This window comes from Amycolatopsis sp. NPDC004368, from assembly GCF_053602515.1.
The window spans coordinates 657,707-677,116 of sequence record NZ_JBSGDT010000001.1; the positions used below are offsets into that span (position 1 = coordinate 657,707).

Below are 19,410 nucleotides of genomic sequence, written 5' to 3' on the forward strand. Positions count from 1 at the left end.
CGTTGACCAGCTGAAACAAAGCTCGTCCCGCGAAGTCGCGGTGGTCCCTCTCCGCAGCCGGCGCCCTGGCCGGTCGCGGATACCGCGCCCGGGGCCACCGCGACCGCGCAGGCGGTGCGACGATGTCCGGCATGAGTCCGGTGAGCCGTGCCCGCAAGAAGAGCCCCCAACCCGCCACGCCCAGCGTGAACGGCCTGTTCAAGGACGTCCTCCGGGACTTCTCCGCCGTCGCGGCGGAGCCCGGCCCGTTCGACGTCGAGCTGTTGGCCTCCGAGGTGCTCGGGCAGTGGTGGGACCTCACGATCGAGGGCGAGCCGGAAGGCGGCGAGCAGCTGGGGCTCGAGCTCATCGCGTTCGCCCAGCGCAAGATCACGCCCGGTGCGGCGGCCCTGCTGGCCGCGCTCAAGGTGCTCGCCGAGACCGAGGAGGAGCGCACCGCGGCCGCCGAAGCGCTCGCCGTGGTCCTGTCGCGCGGCATCCCCGAGCCCGAGTGGGCGGCCGAGGTCGGCCGGGTGACGGTCGGCGAGATCTGGCGCACCGGCGACGTCTACGGCGACGAGACCTCCCTGCTCTGCACGTTCTCCCGCGGCGACGCGACGCTCGGCCTGCTGGCCCTGCTCGATTTCACCGAGCTCGGCCGCGTGCGCGACCTCGTGGTGATCGACGAGCCGCACGAGGTGCTCGCCGAGATGCGCGCGCAGATCGCCGCCGACGGTGAGCTCGTGGTGCTCGAGAAGGTCGAACCGGCCGACGCGCACCGCCTGCTGCTCGACGGCATCGCGGCCACCGACGCCATGGACGAGCCCGACGTCGGCGAGGACTACACGCGCTTCCACGCCGTGGCGACGGCCTGGCTGCGGGCGCTGCCGGAACCGTCGCCCGCCCGGGACGCCGAGGAGTGGCCGGCCGAGCGGCGCGACGCGGTCGTGGCCGAGTTCCTGGACGCGGTTTCGTTCGAGGACGTCGAGGCGGCGCAGGCGATCGCGCGGCTGCTGGTGGACCACGGCTGCCGCACGGAGCCGGCCGACCCGCTGCGCGTCGGGCCGGAGAAGCTGGCGCGGTTCCTGGAGTCGCTGCTCGGCGGGGAGTACGAGGTCGAGGACGAGGACCTCGTGCCGCCGGTGGTGCTCGCGTGGGCCTCGTGGGCGGCCGCGCGCAGCGGGCTTTCGGACATCGCCTCGGCCGCGCTGGTCGAGGACGCGAAGGAGTACCTCGCCGAGTACCTGTCCGATGAGGACGAGGAAGACGACGACATCTCCGACTACCTCGACGGCACCGAATCACCCGAGGAAGCGCTCGAAGTGGTGGCGCGGCGCAAGTTCGCCGTGCCGGCGCTGTCCACGGTGATCGGCGACGAGGAGCTCACCGACCTCGACCCGTCGGACCCCGACCAGCGGCGCATGCTCGTGATCGGCGAGCACCCGGAGTACCACGAGTCGCTCGCCAACGACGAGTTCGACGGCACCGACGGCCTGCGCCTGGCGCTCGAGACGACCGTCGTCGACCAGCTGTGGGAAGACGCTCCCGAGGAGGTGTGGCCGGCGGCGCAGACGCTGCTCTCACGCGGCCTGTCCCGCGAAGAGGTGATCGGCGAGCTGGTTTCCGTGCTGGAGGACCAGCTCGAGGAGACCGATGAGGACCGCCTCGACTACGACCTCGACGGCTACCGCGAGGCGCTCGCCGCGCTCTGACTCACCGGTCAAGAAAAAGCCCCGGCCGAGACCGGGGCTTTTTCACGCGGTGGGACTGGGCCGGACCGGGACCGCGGCGGCCGCGGTCGCTGCCTTGCGGCGGCGTTCGCGCAGGGCGTCGTCGAGGTCGACCAGGAACGTGCTGGCGGCCATGGCAATGAAGAGGGCCAGTCCGAGTACCGCGCCGACCCACGTGAGGATGATGGCGAACACCGGGGCCTCCTTCCCAGGTCAGATGCGAATTTCCCTTCTGTTCAGGGTCGCTTTCACCGGCCTTGCCCGGTATCGGCCAACTGGTTACGAAGCCAGCCGGAGAACCGGCCGATCGGCCGAGGCCGGGAGGCGGAGGGTGAGGATCCGGTGCTGGTGAGGGCTATGTGGGTGAACGGGCCTCTCAGAGCTTGCGCAGCCGCACGCGGTTGATGGAGTGGTCGGCGTCCTTGCGCAGCACGAGCGTGGCGCGCGGCCGCGTCGGTTTGATGTTCTCCATCAGGTTCGGCTCGTTGATCGTGGTCCACAGGTGCCGGGCTTCTTCGCGGGCCTCGTCGTCGGGCAGGCCGGCGAAGTGGTGGAAGTGCGACGCCGGGTCGGCGAAGGCCGTGTGGCGCAGCTTCAGGAAGCGCTCGACGTACCAGCGTTCGATGTCGTCGGTGTGCGCGTCGACGTAGATGGAGAAGTCGAACAGGTCCGACACCATCAGGCGCGGGCCTGGCTGCAGCACGTTCAGGCCCTCGACGATGAGGATGTCCGGCCGCTCCACGACCTGTTCCTGGCCGGGCAGGATGTCGTACGCGAGGTGCGAGTACACGGGAGCGGACACGTGCTCGGCGCCCGACTTCACCTCGGTGACGAAGCGCAGCAGGGCCCGCCGGTCGTAGCTTTCCGGGAAACCCTTGCGGTGCATGATGCCGCGGCGGGTGAGCTCGTCGCGGGAGTACAGGAACCCGTCGGTGGTCACGAGGTCCACGCGCGGGTGGTCGGGCCAGCGGGCGAGCAGCGTGCGCAGGATGCGGGCCGTGGTCGACTTGCCGACCGCGACGCTGCCGGCGACGCCGATCACGTACGGCACCTTCGTGCTGACGCACTCTTCGCCGAGGAACGTGGTGGTGGCTTCGTACAGCTGTTGGCGCGCTTTGACCTGGAGGTTGATCAGCCGCGACAGCGGCAGGTAGACATCGGCCACCTCGGCCAGGTCGATCTGCTCGCCGAGGCCCCGCAGCCGCACGAGCTCATCGGCGGTCAGGGGCAGTGGGGTCGAGCTGCGCAGCTCTCGCCACTGTTCCCGGTGAAGCTCGACGTAGGGACTGAGTTCACGGACCCGTGGCATCGCACACTCCTCGGCCGTCGCCTGCGCTGGCTCCGTACTGGGCGCAACTCTTCGAGCAACGCTCCATCAACGGTAGGGCCTACCGCGCGTGAACGCGCTGTGATGTGCTGCACGCGGACCGAACCGTTGCCGACCCGATCACCGAGGGTCACGGCGACGGCCGAACACTTCCTCCCACGCCGCGGCCACCTGGCGCGCGCACGTGGCGGGCGCCACCTCGCCGATGCCGGTGCCGAGCCCGGGCATCGCGATGGTCTGCACGACCTCGCGCACCGGCCCGGTTTCGAGCATCCCGTGCTGCCACTGCAGGAACACCGCGCGCGCCGCGAGGTACGGGTGCACGGTGTCGGCGGGCAGCCGCTCGCCGGGCTCGCGCATGGTCGGCGCGCTGATCAACCACGCCGGCTCGGCCTCGCCCGTGGGCACGATCACGGCCTCGCCGATGGGCAGTTCTCCGCCGTACGAAGCCAAGACAGCGCTGCGCACGCTCTGCTCGACACCCGGGAACGCCCGTGCGTAGACAGCGTCGATCCCGCCGCGCATCCAGCCGTAGGAGTTGGCCGGGCTCACCACGGCCTGGGCCACGACGTCGAGCACGGAACCGCGGTGCACCCGGACCATTTCGGCCTCGGTCACGAGGCCGCGGAGGGCGTGGGTCCACGCGGCGGCGAGTGGTTCATCGACGGCGCACAACACCAATTCCGGCGTCCGGGACGAAACCGGCGGGCCGACGTCGTCGCGCCCGGTGTGTGTGCCCGATTCGGCGGTCACGGTGCAAGCATGGCAAAAAACGCCACCCGGCGTAACCGGTTGGCGTACCGGCTGTCCGAGTGAAAACCGCCACTCCCGGGGTGCAGATCCGGCCAAAGCAGGCCGATCACCACTCGGCACGTAACCGTTGCCACGAAGCCATTCGGCCGTGGCTGTGGTCGGATTGGTGGCGATCAGCACAGTAAGTAGCCTGGCGGTCGTGTTGCGGATCGCTTATTTCGGCCCCCAGGGCACGTTCACCGAGCAGGCCGCCCGCGCGCTCGCGCCGGGCGAGGACCTGACCCCCTACGAGACCGTCCGGCTCGCGTTGCAGGCCGTCCGCGAAGGCGCGGCCGACGCGGCGTGCGTGCCGATCGAGAACTCCGTCGAAGGCGTGGTGCCGACGACGCTCGACGGGCTCAGCGACGGCGATCCGTTGGTCGCCGTGGCCGAGACGATCCTGCCCATCCACTTCAGCGTGCTGAAGCGTCCTGGTGGCGGTGAGGTCCGCACCGTCGCGAGCCACCCGCACGCGCTCGCGCAGGTGCGGGAATGGCTCGAGGCCAACCTGCCCGCCGCGACCGTGGTGGCGTCCTCGTCCACGGCGTCGGCCGCCGTGGGGGTCGTGGAGGGCCAGTACGACGCCGCGGTGTCCGCGCCGGTGGCGATCGAGCACTACGCGCTGGAGGAGCTGGCCACGGGCGTCGCCGACGTGCCCGACGCGCAGACGCGCTTCCTGCTGGTGCGCCGCCCCGGCGAGCTGCCCGCGCCGACGGGCGCCGACCGCACGTCGATCGTCGCGGCGGCCGTGAACCGCACCGGCACGCTGGCCGAGCTGCTGGCCGAGCTGGCCTCGCGCGGCATCAACTTGACGCGCCTCGACGCTCGCCCGACCCGCAACAACTTCGGCGAGTACCGGTTTTTCATCGACTTCGAGGGCCACGTGGCCGAGCCGCGGATCGTCGACGCGATGACCGCGCTGCGCCGCCGCTGCCACCTGCGCTTCCTCGGCTCGCACCCGCGAGCCGACGACGTCGCCGCCACCATCGAGCCCGGCGCGGGCAACCAGGACTTCGTCGCTGCCCAGGCCTGGGTCGACGCCGTGGTGAAGGGAGAGGGCGCGTGAGACTTTTCCTCATCCGCCACGGCCAGACCTCGGGCAACGTGCGGGGCGCGCTCGACACCGCGCTGCCCGGCCCGCCGCTGACCGAGCTGGGGCAGGAGCAGGCAACCGCGCTCGCGGCCCGGCTGGCCGACGAGCCGATCGTGGCGGTCTACGCGTCGCAGGCCACGCGCGCGCAGCAGACGGCCGCGCCGCTGGCCGACGTGCTGGGCCTCGAGGTGCAGGTGATCGAGGGTGTGAAGGAGATCGACGCGGGCGACCTCGAAGACGCGACCGACGCCGAGTCGATCCGCATCTACCTGGAGACGGCCAAACGCTGGACCGAGGGCGACCTCGACGCCACCATCCCCGGCGGCGAATCGGGCACGCAGGTGCACAACCGCATGGTCGGCGCCGCTGACGACCTGCGGGCCAAGCACGAACAGACCACCCCGGACGGCATCGTCGCCCTGGTCAGCCACGGCGGCGCCATCCGCCTGGGCGCCGAGTTCCTCGCGGCCAACGTGCCCGCCGACCTCGCGGGCGGGTTCCTCATCCCGAACACGGGCATCGTCGAACTCGAAACCCAGCCCGACGGCTCGTGGAAGTGCCTTCGCTGGGTCGACAAGGAGTTCTAGGCGCAGCCACGACGCGAGATCGTCAGCGGACGGCTGCAGTGGGCCAAGCCTCCTGGCGGTAGGCGGAGTCCCAGAACATCCACTCGTACTCACACGCTCGGGTGAAAGCGGCGAGCATTTTTTCGCGCGTTGCCTGGCCCGCGGCGTCGGCGGCTCGGTCGACGGCGTCGATGGCGAGGCGCACCGTCGCTTCGAACTCTTCGCCGGCGTAGGTGTCGATCCACGGCCGGTACGGATTGTCCGTTTCCGGGGTCTGCCGTGCGAGGATTTCCGCGCCCACGCTCTGGTACACCCAGAAGCACGGCAGCAGGGCCGCGAGCAGCTCCTCGTAGCTCCCGATGTGGGCCGTGGCCAGCAGGAACGACGAGTAGGCCACGCAGGTCGGCGACGTCTCGATGCCGGCCAGGTCGGTCTCGGAAAGCCCGAACCGCTTGAAGTAGCTCTCGTGCATCTCACGCTCGATCACGATCGCGTCGCGGGCCGCGCCGGCGAGGAAAGCGATGTCGTCGACCTCCGGCGCCTTGGCGGCCGCGGCGGCCAGCGCGCGGCTGAAGCCGACGAGGTAGCGCGCGTCCTGGACCAGGTAGAACTGGAACCGATCGCGCGACAAAGTGCCGGTCGCGAGCTCGTCGTTGAACGGGTGGACAGCCATGGCCTGTTGTAATTTCACCGTGTGTTGCCAGGCCCGGTGGGAAAAGCCCGTCATGATCACCTTTCGTCTGGTGAAGAGTTCACGATGCCGGCGCAACCCGGTGCCGCGGTCACACGTCCACTGAGCAGTGGTTACCCAGCACGGGGAGGCAAGTGAGATGGTAAGCACGGTGAAACCAAGGACTCCTTGGGTCTTGCTGGCTGCGGTGGGCGCGTCCGGTGCTCTGCTGCTTTCGGCTTGCGGGAGCGCAACCACGCCGACCGCGAGCAACCCGCCCAGCTCGGAGACCTCGGCCAGCACGTCCGACACGTCCTCGGCCCCCACGGCGAGCTCGTCGCCGTCCTCTTCGGACAGCACGCCGTCGCGGGGAAAGCCGGTGGACAGCAGCCTGTGCAAGGCCGGTGACGTGACGCTCTCGCTCGGCCAGGGCGACGCCGGCGCCGGCTCGCAGTACCGGCCGATCCTGATCAAGAACTCCAGCAGCAAGGCCTGCACGATCCAGGGCTTCCCGGGCGTGTCCTACGTGACCGGCGACGACGGCCACCAGGTCGGCAATCCCGCGTTCCGCGAGGGCACGAAGGGCGACGCGATCAAGCTGCAGCCCGGCCAGTCGGCCGCCGCGGACGTGCAGTTCGTGAACGTGCAGAACTTCGACCCGGCGGCGTGCAAGCCGACGCCGGTGAAGGGCCTGCGCGTGTACCTGCCGCAGGAGACCGCGTCGAAGTTCCTGCCGGACGAGGGCACCGGCTGCGCCGGGGACAAGATCCCGGGCAACCAGCTGTCCGTGAAGACGGTGCACCGGGCCTGAGGTTTCAGCCCCTGGCGCAGAGCTGCTGGACGCGAATGATGTCCTCCTGGCCGGATCGGCTGTCGAACCGGCCGGAGACGACCATGGTGTTCACCGCGGCGAGGCTCTGCGCCAGCGGCTGGTAGTCGCCGTTGTACGCGGCCGCGGCCTGCGCCAGCTCGGCGGCCGCGGCGATGCGGTGGACGGCGTCGTCGGCGAGACGGGTCAAGGACGTGGGGTCGTAGCCGGCGGTCGTGTCGGGCAGGTGCCCGGCGCGGGCGAAGGCGTCGCACGCGGCCGCTGCGTCGACGTTCGCACCTCCGCGCTGGCCGGACAGCCCCCACAGCAGGCCCGTGACGCAGATCCCGATCGCGAAACCCACCGCGGCGGCGAGCACCAGAGGTCTTCGGGACTTCGCGGCCGCGGTTTCGGCGGTTTCGTCGTCGACCTCGGGGTCCTGCCGGTCGTCGTCCGGCAACGGTGGGGTGTCGAGCGCGGTCATGGAACCTCCCGCCGGCCGGGTGATGTGCTATTTCAGCACCAAAAGCGCCGTCGGGCACTGCTCTCCACGGAGTACTTCGGCCGTTGAAGCCGATTCGTCACCTGGCGAGGCGAAAGCGGGCTCAGCCCCAGCCGAGCTCGTGCAGCCGGTCGTCGTCGAGGCCGAAGTGGTGGCCGAGCTCGTGCATCACGGTGATGAGCACCTGCTCGACGACCTCGGCCTCCGTCGAGCACATCCACAGGATCGGCCGGCGGTAGATCGAGATGCGGTCGGGCAGCACCCCGCCGTAGCTGGTCGTGCGCTCCGTGAGGGCGATGCCGTGGTAGAGCCCCAGGATGGTCGGGGACTCCTCGTTGAACTCCTCGACCAGCACCACGACGTTGTCCATCGCGTCGGCGAACTTCGGCGGGACCTGGTCCAGGGCCTCGGACACGAGCTCCTCGAAGCGCGCGCGGGTCATCTCGACCGGCATGTCAGCGCGATCCCGTGGTCGGCGGCGAGCTGCTCTGGCCCCCGCCGTTGTCCGACGGCGGGCCCGCGGCGTCGGGCTGGCCGGCGTTGTCCTTCACGCTGCCGGTGACGGCCTGGAAGCCGCTGCCGTCGGAAAGCGTGGCGGCCACCTTGCAGTTGACCTTGGTGGACCCGGCGTCCCAGCTCTCCTGTTCGCGCAGGTCCCAGCCGAGGATGAGCTTCTTCGCCCCGAGATCGGCCTTGCCGGTGTAGTCGTCGGCGGCTTTGTTGCACTCGGTGTCGAGCCACTTGTTCTGCTTGTCCTGGTCCGGGTAGCCGTCCTTGAACTCGGTGGCCAGGTCGAGCGTCGCGATGAACTCGTACGAATGGGGGCGGCCGCAGTCGATGGGGTCGCCCACGCCCTTGCCCACGAGCGCGAGACACGTGCCCGGCGCCCACACCAGCGACTGGTCCTGCGTCTTCGCCGGCCCGGTGGTCGGCTGCAAGGCGCCCCCGGGGCCGGCCCACTGCAGGCCGCAGCGCAGCTGGCGGTCGCCGTCGGCCCACTGGTCGGCGCTCGGGCGCAGCAGGTTGGTGGTGAGCTTGCCGTACGGGTCGAGCGGGTGGCCGAGGTACGGCGTGACGTCGGAGTTGCACTTCGTCTGCGCGATCTGCTGCCACTGGTCGAGGTTCGGGAAGGGCGCCTCGGCGTTGTACTGCGCGCCGACGTCGACCAGGCCGGTGACCTCGAACAGGTGCGACTGGGTGCAGGGGACCTTGCGCACGTCGGACGCGTCCGGTGCGCTCCAGGTCAGGCAGCTGCCCGGCGGCGAGGAGAACGCCTCCTTGGCCGCGGTCGAGAGCTTGCCCTCACCGCCTCCGGCGCCGCCCGCGAGCGCGTCGGTCCACGAGAACGTGACGGACAGCGCAAGTGCGATCACGGCACCCAGGAACACCCCGGCCATCACCACGCGGGTGGTCAGGGTCTGCATGGGCGAGCGGAACCGCCCGGCGTCGGGAGACATCGATACCCATGATGCCCGCGCCGTGCGAGCCGTGCGCGCGCCGGGTAGTTAGTGTGGGAAGAGACTTCGCGGTGCCGGGGGATTACGGAGCGCAGATGACGCAGGACGACAGCAACGGGGCCCAGCCACCCCAAGAGCCGCCAACCGAGCCGACCAAACGCGGTTCGATGCGGTTCCAGGACGAGACCACCCAGGCGAAGCAGCCGTCTGTTGCCGAGCAGCGGGCGCGGCGGCAGGCGATGGCGGATCGGGAACGCGAGGAAGCCGAGGCCGCGGAGGCCGCGCGCAAGGCGGACCAGAAGGCCGCCACCAAGCGGAAGATCCTGATCGGCAGCGGTGTGACCGTGGGTCTGGCGGGGCTCGTCGCGACGTTCTACACGGTCGCGAAGCCGACCAACGAGACCGCCGTGTGCACGGACAACAACGGCGTGATCCAGAACGACCAGTACTGCGACGAGAGCTTTGCCACCTCGCACGGCGGGCACTACAGCGGCGGGTTCTGGATCTTCCCGGTCGGGAGCGGTCTCGGCAGTTACCGCTACAACTACGGCGGCACCGGCACCATCGGCCAGCGCGTGGCCGGCGGCACCTTCACCGCGCCGTCGGGGAACGTGAACGTCTCGACCAAATCGGGCACTTCGGTGCAGCGCGGCGGTTTCGGCATCAGCGGCAAGACGGGCACGTCCGGCGGCACGGGCGGCACCGGCAAGAGCGGGGGCTCGTAGGTGTACCGGGACCGGAGCGAGCCGCGGCGCGACTGGCAGCGGATCGTGGAGGAGCAGGGCCTCGTCTACGGCACCCCGGCGCGCGACGGCGCCGGCAAGGCCCGCCCGTACTGGGACGAGTCGGTGCACTACGTCTTCGACATGGACGAGGTGCTCTCCCTTGAAGCCGACGTGGAGCTGCTGCACTCGATGTGCCTCGAGGCCGTGGACAACGTCGTGACCACCGAGGGCTACCGGCGCTTCGGCATCCCGGAGTGGGTGTGGCCGCACATCGCCGAGTCGTGGAAGCGGCAGGACCCGCACGTCTACGGCCGCTTCGACCTGCGCTACGACGGCAAGTCGCCGGCGAAGCTGCTGGAGTACAACGCGGACACGCCCACCACGCTGCTCGAGGCGTCGGTGCTGCAGTGGCACTGGAAGACCACCGTGTTCGAGAACGACGACCAGTGGAACTCCATCCACGAGAAGCTCGTCGAGCGCTGGCGTGAGGTCGGGGACAAGCTGCCGTCCAACGAGCTGCACTTCACCTGGTCGTCGGCCGATCACTCCGGCGAGGACCACGTGACCACGGCGTACCTGCAGGAGACGGCCGCGGAGGCCGGGCTCGACACCGTGGGGCTGTCGATCGAGGAGATCGGCTGGGACCCGGTGCTCAAGCGGTTCGTGGACCTCGAAGAGGCGCAGATGTCCACGGTCGTGAAGCTCTACCCGTGGGAATGGGTGGTCGACGAGGAGTTCGGCCACTTCGCCGTGGAGACGATGCCGCGCACGCTGTGGGTCGAGCCGCTGTGGAAGATGCTGCTCTCGAACAAGGCGCTGCTGGCCGTGCTGTGGGAGAACTACCCCGGGCACCCGAACCTGCTGCCCGCGTTCACCGACGACCCGGGCCTGCTCACGGAGTACGTGCGCAAGCCGAAGCTGGGCCGCGAGGGCGCCAACGTGCAGATCGTCGCCACGGGCTACGAGACCCAGACCGACGGCGTCTACGGCGCCGAGGGCTACGTCTACCAGGCCTTCGACCCGCTGCCCGAGTTCGACGGCTTCCGGCCGGCGCTCGGCGCGTGGATCGTCGGCGACTCGTCCGCGGGGTTGGGGATCCGCGAGACGGGCGGGCTGGTGACCGATGACGGTGCGGCGTTCGTCCCGCACCGCATCCCCGAGTCGTGATACAACCTCCCCGCCTGATCTGCACGGTTAGCACTGATCGTTCTGGGAGACCCCTGTGACCACGACCCTTGCGCTGTCCGACACGTTCGGTTCCGACCTCCTGAGGGGCGTCGGCGCGATCCTGTTGTACGGCGTCGTCGGCCTGCTCCTGATGTTCGCGGGGTTCTACGCGATCGACTGGACGACCCCGGGCAAGCTTTCGCAGCTCGTGCACCGCGGCCTGCCCAACGCGGTGATCGTGACCGCGTCCGGCTTGCTGTCGATGGCGTTCATCGTGGTCGTCGCCATCTTCAACTCCGCGAGTGACCTCACCGAAGGCCTGATCACGTCGCTGGTCTACGGCCTGCTCGGCATCGTCGTGCAGGTGATCGCCGTGCGGCTGCTCGAATGGGCCACCCGCATCGACGTGGGTTCCACGATCGAGAGCGAGAAGTTCGCCCCGGCGAGCATCGTCGTCGCCGCCGCGCACCTCGGCCTGGGCCTCGTGGTCGCGGTCGGAATTTCCTGACTGCTGCTTTGTCGCGCGGTTCCCACTAGCGTGGAACCGTGCGACTGCTCAGGACGCCGGAAGACCGGTTCGCTGACCTGCCCGAGTTCCCCTACGAGCCGCGGTACGCCGAGCTCTCCGATCCCGACGGCGGCCTGATCAGAGTCGGTTACGTCGAGGCCGGCCCCGCGGACGGACCGCCCGTGCTGCTCCTGCACGGTGAGCCGAGCTGGTCGTACCTCTACCGCAAGATGCTGCCGGTGCTGGCTGCCGCCGGGCTTCGGGCGATCGCGCCGGACCTCGTCGGTTTCGGCCGCTCGGACAAGCCGGGTGACATCGTGGACCACACGTATGCCCGGCACGTGGCCTGGATGCGCGGGTTCGCGTTCGACGCCCTGGACTTGCGTGGCGTCACGCTGGTCGGCCAGGACTGGGGCGGCCTGATCGGGCTGCGGCTGGTGGCGGAGAACCCTTCGCGCTTCGCCGGTGTGGTGGCGTCGAACACCGGGCTGCCGACGGGGGACCAGGACATGCCTGAGGTGTGGCACCAGTTCCGTGGGGCGGTGGAGAACGCGCAGGTGCTGGACATCGGGCGGTTCATCCAGTCCGGGTGCCGTTCTTCGCTGTCTTCGTCGGTTCGCGCTGCTTACGACGCGCCGTTCCCGAACGAGATGTACAAGGCCGGCCCGCGGGCGATGCCGGGGCTGGTGCCGTACCGGCCGGACAACCCGGCGTCGGACGCCAACCGGGCGGCTTGGAAGACGCTTTCGTCGCTGGACCTGCCGTTCCTGGTGGCCTTCTCCGACGGCGACCCGATCACGGGCGCGATGGGACCCATCCTGCAGCGCACGATGCCGGGCGCGGCGGGGCTGACGCACCCGGTGATCGCCGGGGCGGGGCACTTCCTGCAGGAAGACGCTGGTGAGGAGTTGGCGGAACACGTGGCGAGGTTCGTGCGCGGCTGAGGTGCGGTGCTGAGCAGGCCCCCGTTTCCCACGCTACCGGCGAGGGGCGACGGGAATGGGTGCCGTGGGCGCACTGCCGGGTGAGTTGTCCACAAGGGCTGCGGTTGTCCACAGGGGTGCCAAAGTCGGCGAAGGCCCCTTGAGGGAGTCAGAGTCCCTCAAGTCAGAGTCCCTCAAGGGGCCCTCACGACCTCAGGACAGCGCGGCGTGCGTGGCCGCCAAGGCGTCCACCAGGATCTCCAGCCCCTCCTGGGCTTCGGCTTCCGTCAGGGTCATCGGCGGGCCCAGGCGCAGGACGTTGTTGTGCAGCCCGCCCTTCCCGATGAGCAGGCCGCGCGCTCGCGTCTCCTCCAGCATCTGCTTGGCGGCGCGGACGTTCGGCGTGGTGGTGCCCGGCTCCACGAGCTCGATGCCCACCATCAGGCCCTTCCCCCGCACCTCCCCGATCAGCGGGTTGCCGGAGGCGCGCAGGCCGGAGAGCAGCTGCGAACCCCGGGCGGCGCAGTTGGCCTGCAGGTTGTGGTCCTGGATGTAGTCCAGCACGGCGGTCGCGCCGGCCATGGCGACCGGGTTGCCGCCGAAGGTGGAGATGGACTGGGCGTTGATGGCGTCCACGACGTCGCCGCGGCCGACGACGCCGCCGATGGCCAGGCCGTTGCCCAGGCCCTTGGCGAAGGTCATCAGGTCGGGCACGACGCCGTGGGACTGGATGCCCCAGAAGTGCGAGCCGGTGCGGCCCCAGCCGGTCTGGACCTCGTCGGAGACGAACAGGATGCCGTAGGAGTCCAGGACCTCCTTCATGGCCTTGAACAGGCCGTCCGGCGGCAGCGAGAAGCCACCGACGCCCTGGATGGGCTCGGCGACCAGGCAGGCGACGTCGCCGGAGGTCGCCGTCTCCAGGACGTCGACGAGGTCGGCCACGCAGGCGTCGATGTACGCGCTGTCGGCCAGGTCGCGGAAGGGGCTGCGGTAGCGGTAGCCGCCGTGGACGTAGTTGACCTTCACCGGCGAGAGCGACGACGCGGACCAGCCGCGGTTGCCCGTGATGGCGATCGTGCCGAACGAACGGCCGTGGTAGGAGTTGCGCATCGCCAGCACCTGGTTGCTGCGCCGGTACTGGGTGGCGAGCATGAGCGCGGTGTCGTTGGCCTCGCTGCCGGAGTTGGTGAAGAACACCTTCGCGTCCTTGATGCCGGACAGCTTGGCGATCCGCTCCGCGAGCTCCACCTGCGAACGGATCAGGTACAGCGTGGACGTGTGCAGCACGCCGGTGTCGAGCTGCTTGCGCACGGCGTCACTGATCTCGGCGACGTCGTAGCCCATCGAGTTGGTGAGCACGCCGGCGAAGAAGTCGAGGTAGGTGCGGCCGCTCGAGTCGGTGACGCGGCGATCCTGGGCGTGGACGATCTCGATCGGCTCGTCGTAGAACAGCGCCATCCAGGACGGCAGCACCGCTCGGTGCCGGGCGAGCAGCTCGTCGGTCATGTCCTTCTCCTGTCGTCTCGGCCTCCTCGGAGTATGGGCAGCGCCGGAAACGGGCGACAACGATCAGACTGCTCCGTCCTCGCCGCAGGCCCGCACAGTTTGTCCGTGGACGGCGCTGCCCATACTCCGTGGAGGCACCACCTGGCCTGCGACTACCCTTTCTCCCGTGATTGACCCCAGGACTCTGCGCGAAGACCCGGAAGCCGTGCGCGCGTCGCAGCGTGCCCGTGGTGAGGACGAAGGAGTGGTCGACAAGCTGCTCGGCTTCGACTCCCGCCGCCGCTCCGCGATCGCCAACGCCGACAAGCTGCGGGCCGAGCAGAAGTCCATGAGCAAGCTCGTGCCGAAGGCCGCCCCCGAGGAGAAGGCCTCGCTGCTTGCGCGGGCCAAAGAGCTGTCCGCGCAGGTCAAGGCCGCCGAGGCGGAGCAGACGGAAGCGTCGGAGGAGTTCGACACGCTCTTCCGCACCGTGCCGAACCTGGTGCACCCCGAAGCGCCGATCGGCGGCGAAGACGACTTCACCGTGCTGAAGACCGTCGGCGAGCCCACGAAGTTCGACTTCACCCCGCGCGACCACCTGGACCTCATGGAGGGCCTCGGCGCCGTCGACATGGAGCGCGGCGCGAAGGTGTCGGGCTCGCGCTTCTACTTCCTGACCGGCGTCGGCGCGCAGCTGCAGCTCGGGCTGCTCAACATGGCCATCGCGCAGGCGCTGGAAAACGGCTTCACACCGATGATCACGCCCTCGCTCGTGCGCCCGGAGATCATGGCCGGCACCGGTTTCCTCGGCTCCCACGCGTCGGAGATCTACCGGCTGGCCGAAGACGACCTGTACCTCGTGGGCACCTCGGAGGTCCCGCTCGCCGGCTTCCACGCCGACGAAATCCTCGAGCTGGGCGACGGCGCGCGCCGCTATGCCGGCTGGTCGTCGTGCTACCGGCGCGAGGCCGGCTCGTACGGCAAGGACACCCGCGGCATCATCCGCGTGCACCAGTTCGACAAGGTCGAGATGTTCGTCTACGCCAAGCCGGCCGACGCCGAGGCCGAGCACCAGCGCCTGCTCGGCTGGGAAGAGCAGATGCTCGCCAAGATCGAGGTGCCCTACCGCGTCATCGACACGGCCACGGGCGACCTCGGCACATCCGCCCATCGCAAGTTCGACTGCGAGGCCTGGGTGCCCACGCAGGAGACCTACCGCGAGCTGACGTCCACGTCCAACTGCACCACGTTCCAGGCCCGCCGCCTCTCCGTCCGCTACCGCGACGACAACGGCAAGCCCCAGATCGCCGCCACGCTCAACGGCACGCTGGCCACCACGCGCTGGATCGTCGCGATCGTGGAGAACCACCAGCAGCCCGACGGCTCGGTCCGCGTGCCGGAGGCCCTGCGGCCGTTCGTCGGCGGGCGTGAGGTGCTGGAGCCGCTCAAGCGCTGAGTGGGCAGTTTCGAGCGGCCGGGGCCCCTGGTGGGTCCCGGCCGCTCGCCGTTTCCGCGGATGGCCGGTGCCGGGCGGGTTCGCCAGCTAGGGTTCGGGCCGGAGGAGGAGACGCCGATGGGGTTCAAAGCAGTCCGCGCCGCCCTGGTTGTGGCAGCGGTCGCCGTGGTGGTGGCCGGGTGCACGACCCGGGTCGGGGGCGTCGCGGAGCCCGTGCCGGGGCAGGGGCCGGTGACGCAGGTCGTCGACGCGTGCTCGTTGGTCGACCAGCAGCAGGCGGACGCGCTGGGTTATCGCGGCCCGGGCAAGGGGCAGCCGGCGAACGAGAAGCTGCGGACGCCGGCGATGTGCCTGTGGGACAGCAAGGACGACAGCGCCGCGCTCACCATCCTCACCGTCGGCTGGTCGGTGGACCAGCCGATCGACGACTACCTGCAGGGCGCCGTCGTGAAGGCGCCGCCGTTCGCCTCCGGGGGGTTCCAGTGGACGCGCTACGGCTCGTTCATCCCGGGCAGCTGCGACCTCTACACCACGCTCGGTCCGAAGTCGTACGCGTTCGTGAGCGTTTCGAACCCCGACGAGACCAAGGCGTGTGACGCGGCGAAGGCCGCGGTGCCGCAGGTCGCCGCGCACCTGCCCGGTGGGCAGGCGGCGCCGGAGATCACGCCGACGGCGCCCAGCAGCGCCGCGCCGCCGAGCGGGCCGTTGGTGGGGCTCGACCCGTGTTCACTGCTGAAGCCCGACCAGGCCGCGTCGCTGCACGTGAGCCCGCAGGGGACGAAGGAGACCTCCACCGTGGTGCCGAATTCGGTGTTCTGCCTGTGGGACGACACCGACGGCGACCGCGGCCAGAAGCCGTTCGAGGTCTGGCTCGGCCTGACCACGCCGATGACGGAGTGGCCGGGCATGGCGGTGCCGCCGGTCTCGACCATCGACGCCAATGGTCGCCACTGGTCGATCTTCGCCAACTTCAACAACTCCGGTGGCGTGACCTGCGGTGCCGGCCTGGCGGTGACGCCGACGTCGTCGATCCAGATCGTGTCGGGTTACCTCGACGACACGGGGAAGTCCTGTGACGCCGTGAAGGCGGGGGTCCCCCTGGTGTCGGGGAACCTCCCGTCCTGACCGTGCTGAGTGTCCTGAGTGGACTGTCCTGTCAGGACACCCGAGCGCCGCGGCGCTGAGCCGTCGGGGCGTTGCGCGCCGCCGGGATGTTGCGCGACGCAGGGCGGGCCGGGCGCTGCGGCGACGGGGCACGGCGGGTCGGCTCGGCGGCGTTGGTGTCCAGCGGCGCCAGCTTGACGTTCACCGCCACCTCCTCGCCGCCGATCTCGCGCGTGATCCAGGCGCCGGACTCCACCAGCACGGCCAGCGTCTTGGTGTCGAGCGAGTTGATGCGCGAGCGGTACCACGCGTCGTCGGCCATCGCGCCCATGCGGCCTTCCAGCCGGGACTTCACGGCGAGCAGGCGCTTGTAGAGCGTGTCGGCGAGCGCCTGGCGGTCGTCGGTTTTGGTGAAGCCGGCGCGGATGCGGTCCTCGATGCCGCGGGGCACGCCGTTGTCGTCGGGCATGATCATCGTCGTCCAGGCGCGCGACTTCTCGCGGTACTGCAGTTGCTGCATCAGGCCCTCATGCGGCGCGAAGTCGGCGGCGCGGAACGCCCGCCCGGCCCAGCGCGCGGCGAGGTTGGCGGCGAGCGACTGCACGCTCTTCACGCCGGTGTTGAGGCCGCGGCCCGGCCAGAAGTGCAGCGAGTTGGCGGCGTCACCGAGCAGGAAGGCGTACGTGGCGGGCGCGACCTGGGCCGTGAACTTGGGGTTCTGCGTCATGCCCAGCTTGAACGACGTGATGCCCACGATGTCGGCCATCGTCGCACCGAAGAACTTCACGCCGTCGGCGATGCGCGGCCACAGGAACGACAGCTTGTCCACCGACGGCTTGAACACCGAGCGGTGGCGGTCGCACACGAACTTGTCGCCGTCCGGGCGCATGGTGCAGCCGAACTTGCCGATGCACGCCACCGGGCCGTTTTCTCCGTAGGCAAGGACTTCCGAGGCCTCCTCGGCGGTGAGGCGCATGTTGATGAAACCGCCGCCGAGGGAGTTGAACAAGAAGCGGTTCTGGCACACGGTGAGCGGCACGGTGTGCTCGTCGGGCACCTTCCCCTTGATGCGGATGCCGAGCACGGACTCGTCGAGCGGCGTGCCGTCCAGGGAGTAGAGGTCGCGGCTCGACGTGCCGAACGCGTCCTTCAGGTCCTCCCGCGTCTTCGAGCGGGCGCCGTCGCAGATGGCGAGCACGTCGAGGCCGTCCCAGGTCTTCGGCTGCGCGTAGGCCTCGGGGATGAGCTCGATGCCGTAGAAGTCCTGCGCCATGTCCAGCAGGCAGTCTTCGATCCAGCGGACCTTGATGTTGCGCGGACGGCCGCGGTGCGAAGGGGAGTCGGGGCCGAGCGGCCACATCTCCGAGTAGTTGCCGGGCGTGAACAGGCGGCGCCGCACGAGCTCGGGCAGCTGGCCCCACACGTTGCTCTGCAGCGTGACGACCTGCTCGCGGCGGTTGTTGCCCTCCGCCTTGCCGAGCCACACCACGCGGCCGTCGCGGCGCGTCCAGCGGCGGTCGAACACGCGGAGCTTGACCTTGTCGCCGAGCATCGAGCGCAGCGTGCACGCGAAGATCAGCCCCACCGGGCCGCCACCGGCCACGTCGACCCGCAGCGGCCGCGACGCACCGGGACGGGACACCACCTGGACCACGCGGCCCAGCTCGGCCGAGCCCTGGGAGCGGTTCGGCCGAAGGAACGTCGTGGCCGGCTCCCCGAAGCGCGAGGCGTTGTCGGTCATGGTGTTCGGATCCTCCCAGTGTGTCCTTGGTGTGCGGCCGACACACGGATCCGGAGGTTCGAAGGGTTCAACCAAATCTCAAATATTTTTCGCGATCTTGTTTGCCCAGCTCAGGCGGCTACCTGGTCGGCGATGTGCTTCGCGATCTCCAGCGCGCTGGTCGCCGCGGGGCTCGGGGCGTTGAGCACGTGGACCTGATCGCGCGCGGTCTCGATGAGGAAATCGTCCACGAGCGAGCCGTCCGGCCGCAGCGCCTGGGCCCGCACCCCCGAGCCGTGGCGGACGATGTCGTCCTCGGTCACGGCGGGCACGAGCCGGGCGAGGCTCGCGGCGAAGCGCTTCTTCGAGAACGAGCGCAGCACCTCTTCCAGGCCCGTCGGGTACGCGTACTTGCGCGCCAGCCGCCACGCGCCGGGGAAGCGGGCGACGTCGGCGAGGTCCTTCACGGACACGTCGGCCCAGCGGTAGCCCTCGCGGCGCAGCGCGAGCACGGCGTTGGGGCCGGCGTGCACGCTGCCGTCGAGCATGCGAGTGAGGTGCACGCCGAGGAACGGCAGCGTCGGGTCGGGCACGGGGTAGATCAGGCCGCGCACGAGGTGGCGGCGCTCGGGCTTGAGCTCGTAGTATTCGCCGCGGAACGGCACGATGCGCGCGCTCGGCTTCACGCCCGCCAGCTCGGCGACGCGGTCGGACTGCAGGCCCGCGCAGTTCACGAGGGCGTCGGCGCGGATGACCTCGGTGTCGGTGGCCACCTCGACACCGCCGTTCGCACCCGCGCGGATGCCCCGGACCTCGGTGTCGAGCCGCAAGTCGGCGTCGGCCTCGTCGAGCAGGCGCACGAGGGACGCGCAGACGGCCGGGAAGTCGATGATGCCCGTCGACTCCACCCGCAGCGCCCCGACGCACGCCACCTCGGGCTCGTACTCCCGCGCCTCGGCGGGGGTGACCTTCTTGGCGGGCACGCCGTTGGCCTCGGCGCGCTCGGCGAGGGTGTTGAGCGCCGGCAGCTCCGCCTCGCTCGTGGCCACCACGAGCTTCCCGCACACCTCCACGGGCACGCCGTACTGCCTCGCGAAGTCCACAATGGACCGATTGCCGGCCACGGACATGCGCGCCTTGAACGAGCCGGGCTTGTAGTAGAGGCCGGCGTGGACCACGTTGGAGTTGTGCCCGGTCTGGTGAGCCGCCCAGCGGCCCTCCTTCTCTAGCACCGTGACGTCCTGCCCCCGCTGCGACAGCTCCCAGGCCACGGCCAGGCCGACGATTCCCCCACCGATCACCACGACGTTTCGCACGGACAGAAAGGCTACGCGACCTCGGCGGAGGTTGCGTAGCCCAAGTGGTCTGAAATGCGGTTTTTCACGGATCAGGTGACCC

At 70.0% G+C, this 19,410-nt stretch carries 20 protein-coding genes; 10 read left to right on the top strand and 10 right to left on the bottom strand.

Going from position 1 to position 19,410, the window contains the following annotated elements; translation table 11 throughout:
* The first annotated feature begins 131 nt into the window (after positions 1 to 131).
* Entirely contained in the window at positions 132 to 1,691 is a 1,560-nt protein-coding gene (locus ACWEOE_RS03025) for a hypothetical protein (protein WP_452003046.1), read from the top strand.
* A gap of 42 nt (positions 1,692 to 1,733) precedes the next feature.
* Here ACWEOE_RS03025 and ACWEOE_RS03030 read toward each other — a convergent pair whose 3' ends face one another.
* From ACWEOE_RS03030 to ACWEOE_RS03040, 3 genes are all read right to left on the bottom strand, one after another.
* A complete protein-coding gene (locus tag ACWEOE_RS03030; RefSeq protein ID WP_452003049.1) occupies positions 1,734 to 1,904 on the bottom strand; it encodes a hypothetical protein in 171 nt (56 codons plus the stop codon).
* Between the two features lie 181 nt (positions 1,905 to 2,085).
* Complete coding sequence (gene coaA, locus ACWEOE_RS03035; protein WP_452003052.1) at positions 2,086 to 3,018, bottom strand: type I pantothenate kinase; 933 nt, start codon at positions 3,016 to 3,018, stop codon at positions 2,086 to 2,088.
* A gap of 138 nt (positions 3,019 to 3,156) precedes the next feature.
* On the bottom strand, positions 3,157 to 3,789 hold the full coding sequence (locus tag ACWEOE_RS03040) for a macro domain-containing protein (RefSeq protein WP_452003054.1): 633 nt from the start codon (positions 3,787 to 3,789) through the stop codon (positions 3,157 to 3,159).
* A gap of 199 nt (positions 3,790 to 3,988) precedes the next feature.
* On the opposite strand from ACWEOE_RS03040, the gene pheA reads away from it, so the two are divergent.
* A complete protein-coding gene (pheA, locus tag ACWEOE_RS03045; protein ID WP_452003056.1) occupies positions 3,989 to 4,894 on the top strand; it encodes a prephenate dehydratase in 906 nt (301 codons plus the stop codon).
* On the top strand, positions 4,891 to 5,508 hold the full coding sequence (locus ACWEOE_RS03050; RefSeq protein WP_452003058.1) for a histidine phosphatase family protein: 618 nt from the start codon (positions 4,891 to 4,893) through the stop codon (positions 5,506 to 5,508). Before pheA ends, ACWEOE_RS03050 begins: the two co-directional genes overlap by 4 nt.
* Positions 5,509 to 5,530: 22 nt before the next feature.
* Here the strand turns inward: ACWEOE_RS03050 and tenA are convergent, their stop codons facing one another.
* Positions 5,531 to 6,556 carry a thiaminase II gene (gene tenA / locus ACWEOE_RS03055; protein WP_452003061.1) on the bottom strand — a complete coding sequence of 342 codons (1,026 nt, stop codon included), beginning with the start codon at positions 6,554 to 6,556 and terminating at the stop codon, positions 5,531 to 5,533.
* Here tenA and ACWEOE_RS03060 point away from each other — a divergent pair.
* Entirely contained in the window at positions 6,537 to 6,968 is a 432-nt protein-coding gene (locus ACWEOE_RS03060; RefSeq protein WP_452003064.1) for a DUF4232 domain-containing protein, read from the top strand. The genes tenA and ACWEOE_RS03060 overlap by 20 nt on opposite strands.
* 4 nt (positions 6,969 to 6,972) lie before the next feature.
* Here ACWEOE_RS03060 and ACWEOE_RS03065 read toward each other — a convergent pair whose 3' ends face one another.
* The 3 genes from ACWEOE_RS03065 to ACWEOE_RS03075 all read right to left on the bottom strand — a co-directional run bounded on the left by ACWEOE_RS03065 (position 6,973) and on the right by ACWEOE_RS03075 (position 8,924).
* The gene (locus ACWEOE_RS03065) at positions 6,973 to 7,449 is read right to left on the bottom strand and encodes a hypothetical protein (RefSeq protein ID WP_452003066.1); all 477 of its coding nucleotides are present in this window, start codon (positions 7,447 to 7,449) and stop codon (positions 6,973 to 6,975) included.
* 121 nt (positions 7,450 to 7,570) lie between these two features.
* Entirely contained in the window at positions 7,571 to 7,921 is a 351-nt protein-coding gene (locus tag ACWEOE_RS03070; protein WP_452003068.1) for a metallopeptidase family protein, read from the bottom strand.
* A 1-nt stretch (position 7,922) separates the two neighbouring features.
* Positions 7,923 to 8,924, bottom strand: coding sequence for a septum formation family protein (locus ACWEOE_RS03075; RefSeq protein WP_452003071.1), 1,002 nt, complete (start codon positions 8,922 to 8,924; stop codon positions 7,923 to 7,925).
* Positions 8,925 to 9,091: 167 nt separating this feature from the next.
* Here ACWEOE_RS03075 and ACWEOE_RS03080 point away from each other — a divergent pair, with 167 nt between their 5' ends.
* The 4 genes from ACWEOE_RS03080 to ACWEOE_RS03095 are packed head-to-tail and all read left to right on the top strand — an operon-like array spanning position 9,092 to position 12,268.
* Positions 9,092 to 9,649 (top strand): hypothetical protein, encoded by a 558-nt coding sequence (locus ACWEOE_RS03080; RefSeq protein ID WP_452003364.1) that lies wholly within the window; start codon positions 9,092 to 9,094, stop codon positions 9,647 to 9,649.
* Positions 9,650 to 10,816, top strand: coding sequence for a glutathionylspermidine synthase family protein (locus ACWEOE_RS03085; RefSeq protein ID WP_452003074.1), 1,167 nt, complete (start codon positions 9,650 to 9,652; stop codon positions 10,814 to 10,816).
* A 55-nt stretch (positions 10,817 to 10,871) separates the two neighbouring features.
* A complete protein-coding gene (locus ACWEOE_RS03090) occupies positions 10,872 to 11,324 on the top strand; it encodes a DUF350 domain-containing protein (RefSeq protein WP_326567589.1) in 453 nt (150 codons plus the stop codon).
* 38 nt (positions 11,325 to 11,362) lie between these two features.
* The gene (locus ACWEOE_RS03095; protein ID WP_452003077.1) at positions 11,363 to 12,268 is read left to right on the top strand and encodes a haloalkane dehalogenase; all 906 of its coding nucleotides are present in this window, start codon (positions 11,363 to 11,365) and stop codon (positions 12,266 to 12,268) included.
* A 192-nt stretch (positions 12,269 to 12,460) separates the two neighbouring features.
* On the opposite strand, the gene ACWEOE_RS03100 is transcribed toward ACWEOE_RS03095, so the two are convergent.
* Positions 12,461 to 13,753 (bottom strand): aspartate aminotransferase family protein, encoded by a 1,293-nt coding sequence (locus tag ACWEOE_RS03100; RefSeq protein ID WP_452003080.1) that lies wholly within the window; start codon positions 13,751 to 13,753, stop codon positions 12,461 to 12,463.
* A 166-nt stretch (positions 13,754 to 13,919) separates the two neighbouring features.
* Here ACWEOE_RS03100 and serS point away from each other — a divergent pair, with 166 nt between their 5' ends.
* Together serS and ACWEOE_RS03110 are read left to right on the top strand one after the other, a co-directional pair.
* Positions 13,920 to 15,188 carry a serine--tRNA ligase gene (gene serS / locus ACWEOE_RS03105; RefSeq protein ID WP_452003083.1) on the top strand — a complete coding sequence of 423 codons (1,269 nt, stop codon included), beginning with the start codon at positions 13,920 to 13,922 and terminating at the stop codon, positions 15,186 to 15,188.
* A gap of 117 nt (positions 15,189 to 15,305) precedes the next feature.
* Positions 15,306 to 16,313: a DUF3558 family protein gene (locus tag ACWEOE_RS03110; RefSeq protein WP_452003085.1), complete on the top strand. Its 1,008-nt coding sequence runs from the start codon at positions 15,306 to 15,308 to the stop codon at positions 16,311 to 16,313.
* Positions 16,314 to 16,344: 31 nt separating this feature from the next.
* On the opposite strand, the gene ACWEOE_RS03115 is transcribed toward ACWEOE_RS03110, so the two are convergent.
* Both ACWEOE_RS03115 and lhgO read right to left on the bottom strand, forming a co-directional pair.
* Positions 16,345 to 18,033 carry a hypothetical protein gene (locus tag ACWEOE_RS03115; RefSeq protein WP_452003088.1) on the bottom strand — a complete coding sequence of 563 codons (1,689 nt, stop codon included), beginning with the start codon at positions 18,031 to 18,033 and terminating at the stop codon, positions 16,345 to 16,347.
* A 110-nt stretch (positions 18,034 to 18,143) separates the two neighbouring features.
* Positions 18,144 to 19,328: an L-2-hydroxyglutarate oxidase gene (lhgO, locus tag ACWEOE_RS03120; protein WP_452003090.1), complete on the bottom strand. Its 1,185-nt coding sequence runs from the start codon at positions 19,326 to 19,328 to the stop codon at positions 18,144 to 18,146.
* Positions 19,329 to 19,410 lie beyond the last annotated feature (82 nt).

Coding starts and splice junctions, on each gene's coding strand:
- coaA (WP_452003052.1), bottom strand. CDS start 3,018: ATGCCACGGGTCCGTGAACTCAGTCCCTACGTCGAGCTTCACCGGGAA.
- ACWEOE_RS03025 (WP_452003046.1), top strand. CDS start 132: ATGAGTCCGGTGAGCCGTGCCCGCAAGAAGAGCCCCCAACCCGCCACG.
- ACWEOE_RS03110 (WP_452003085.1), top strand. CDS start 15,306: ATGGGGTTCAAAGCAGTCCGCGCCGCCCTGGTTGTGGCAGCGGTCGCC.
- ACWEOE_RS03080 (WP_452003364.1), top strand. CDS start 9,092: ATGCGGTTCCAGGACGAGACCACCCAGGCGAAGCAGCCGTCTGTTGCC.
- ACWEOE_RS03100 (WP_452003080.1), bottom strand. CDS start 13,753: ATGACCGACGAGCTGCTCGCCCGGCACCGAGCGGTGCTGCCGTCCTGG.
- ACWEOE_RS03070 (WP_452003068.1), bottom strand. CDS start 7,921: ATGCCGGTCGAGATGACCCGCGCGCGCTTCGAGGAGCTCGTGTCCGAG.
- ACWEOE_RS03075 (WP_452003071.1), bottom strand. CDS start 8,924: ATGTCTCCCGACGCCGGGCGGTTCCGCTCGCCCATGCAGACCCTGACC.
- ACWEOE_RS03115 (WP_452003088.1), bottom strand. CDS start 18,033: ATGACCGACAACGCCTCGCGCTTCGGGGAGCCGGCCACGACGTTCCTT.
- ACWEOE_RS03065 (WP_452003066.1), bottom strand. CDS start 7,449: ATGACCGCGCTCGACACCCCACCGTTGCCGGACGACGACCGGCAGGAC.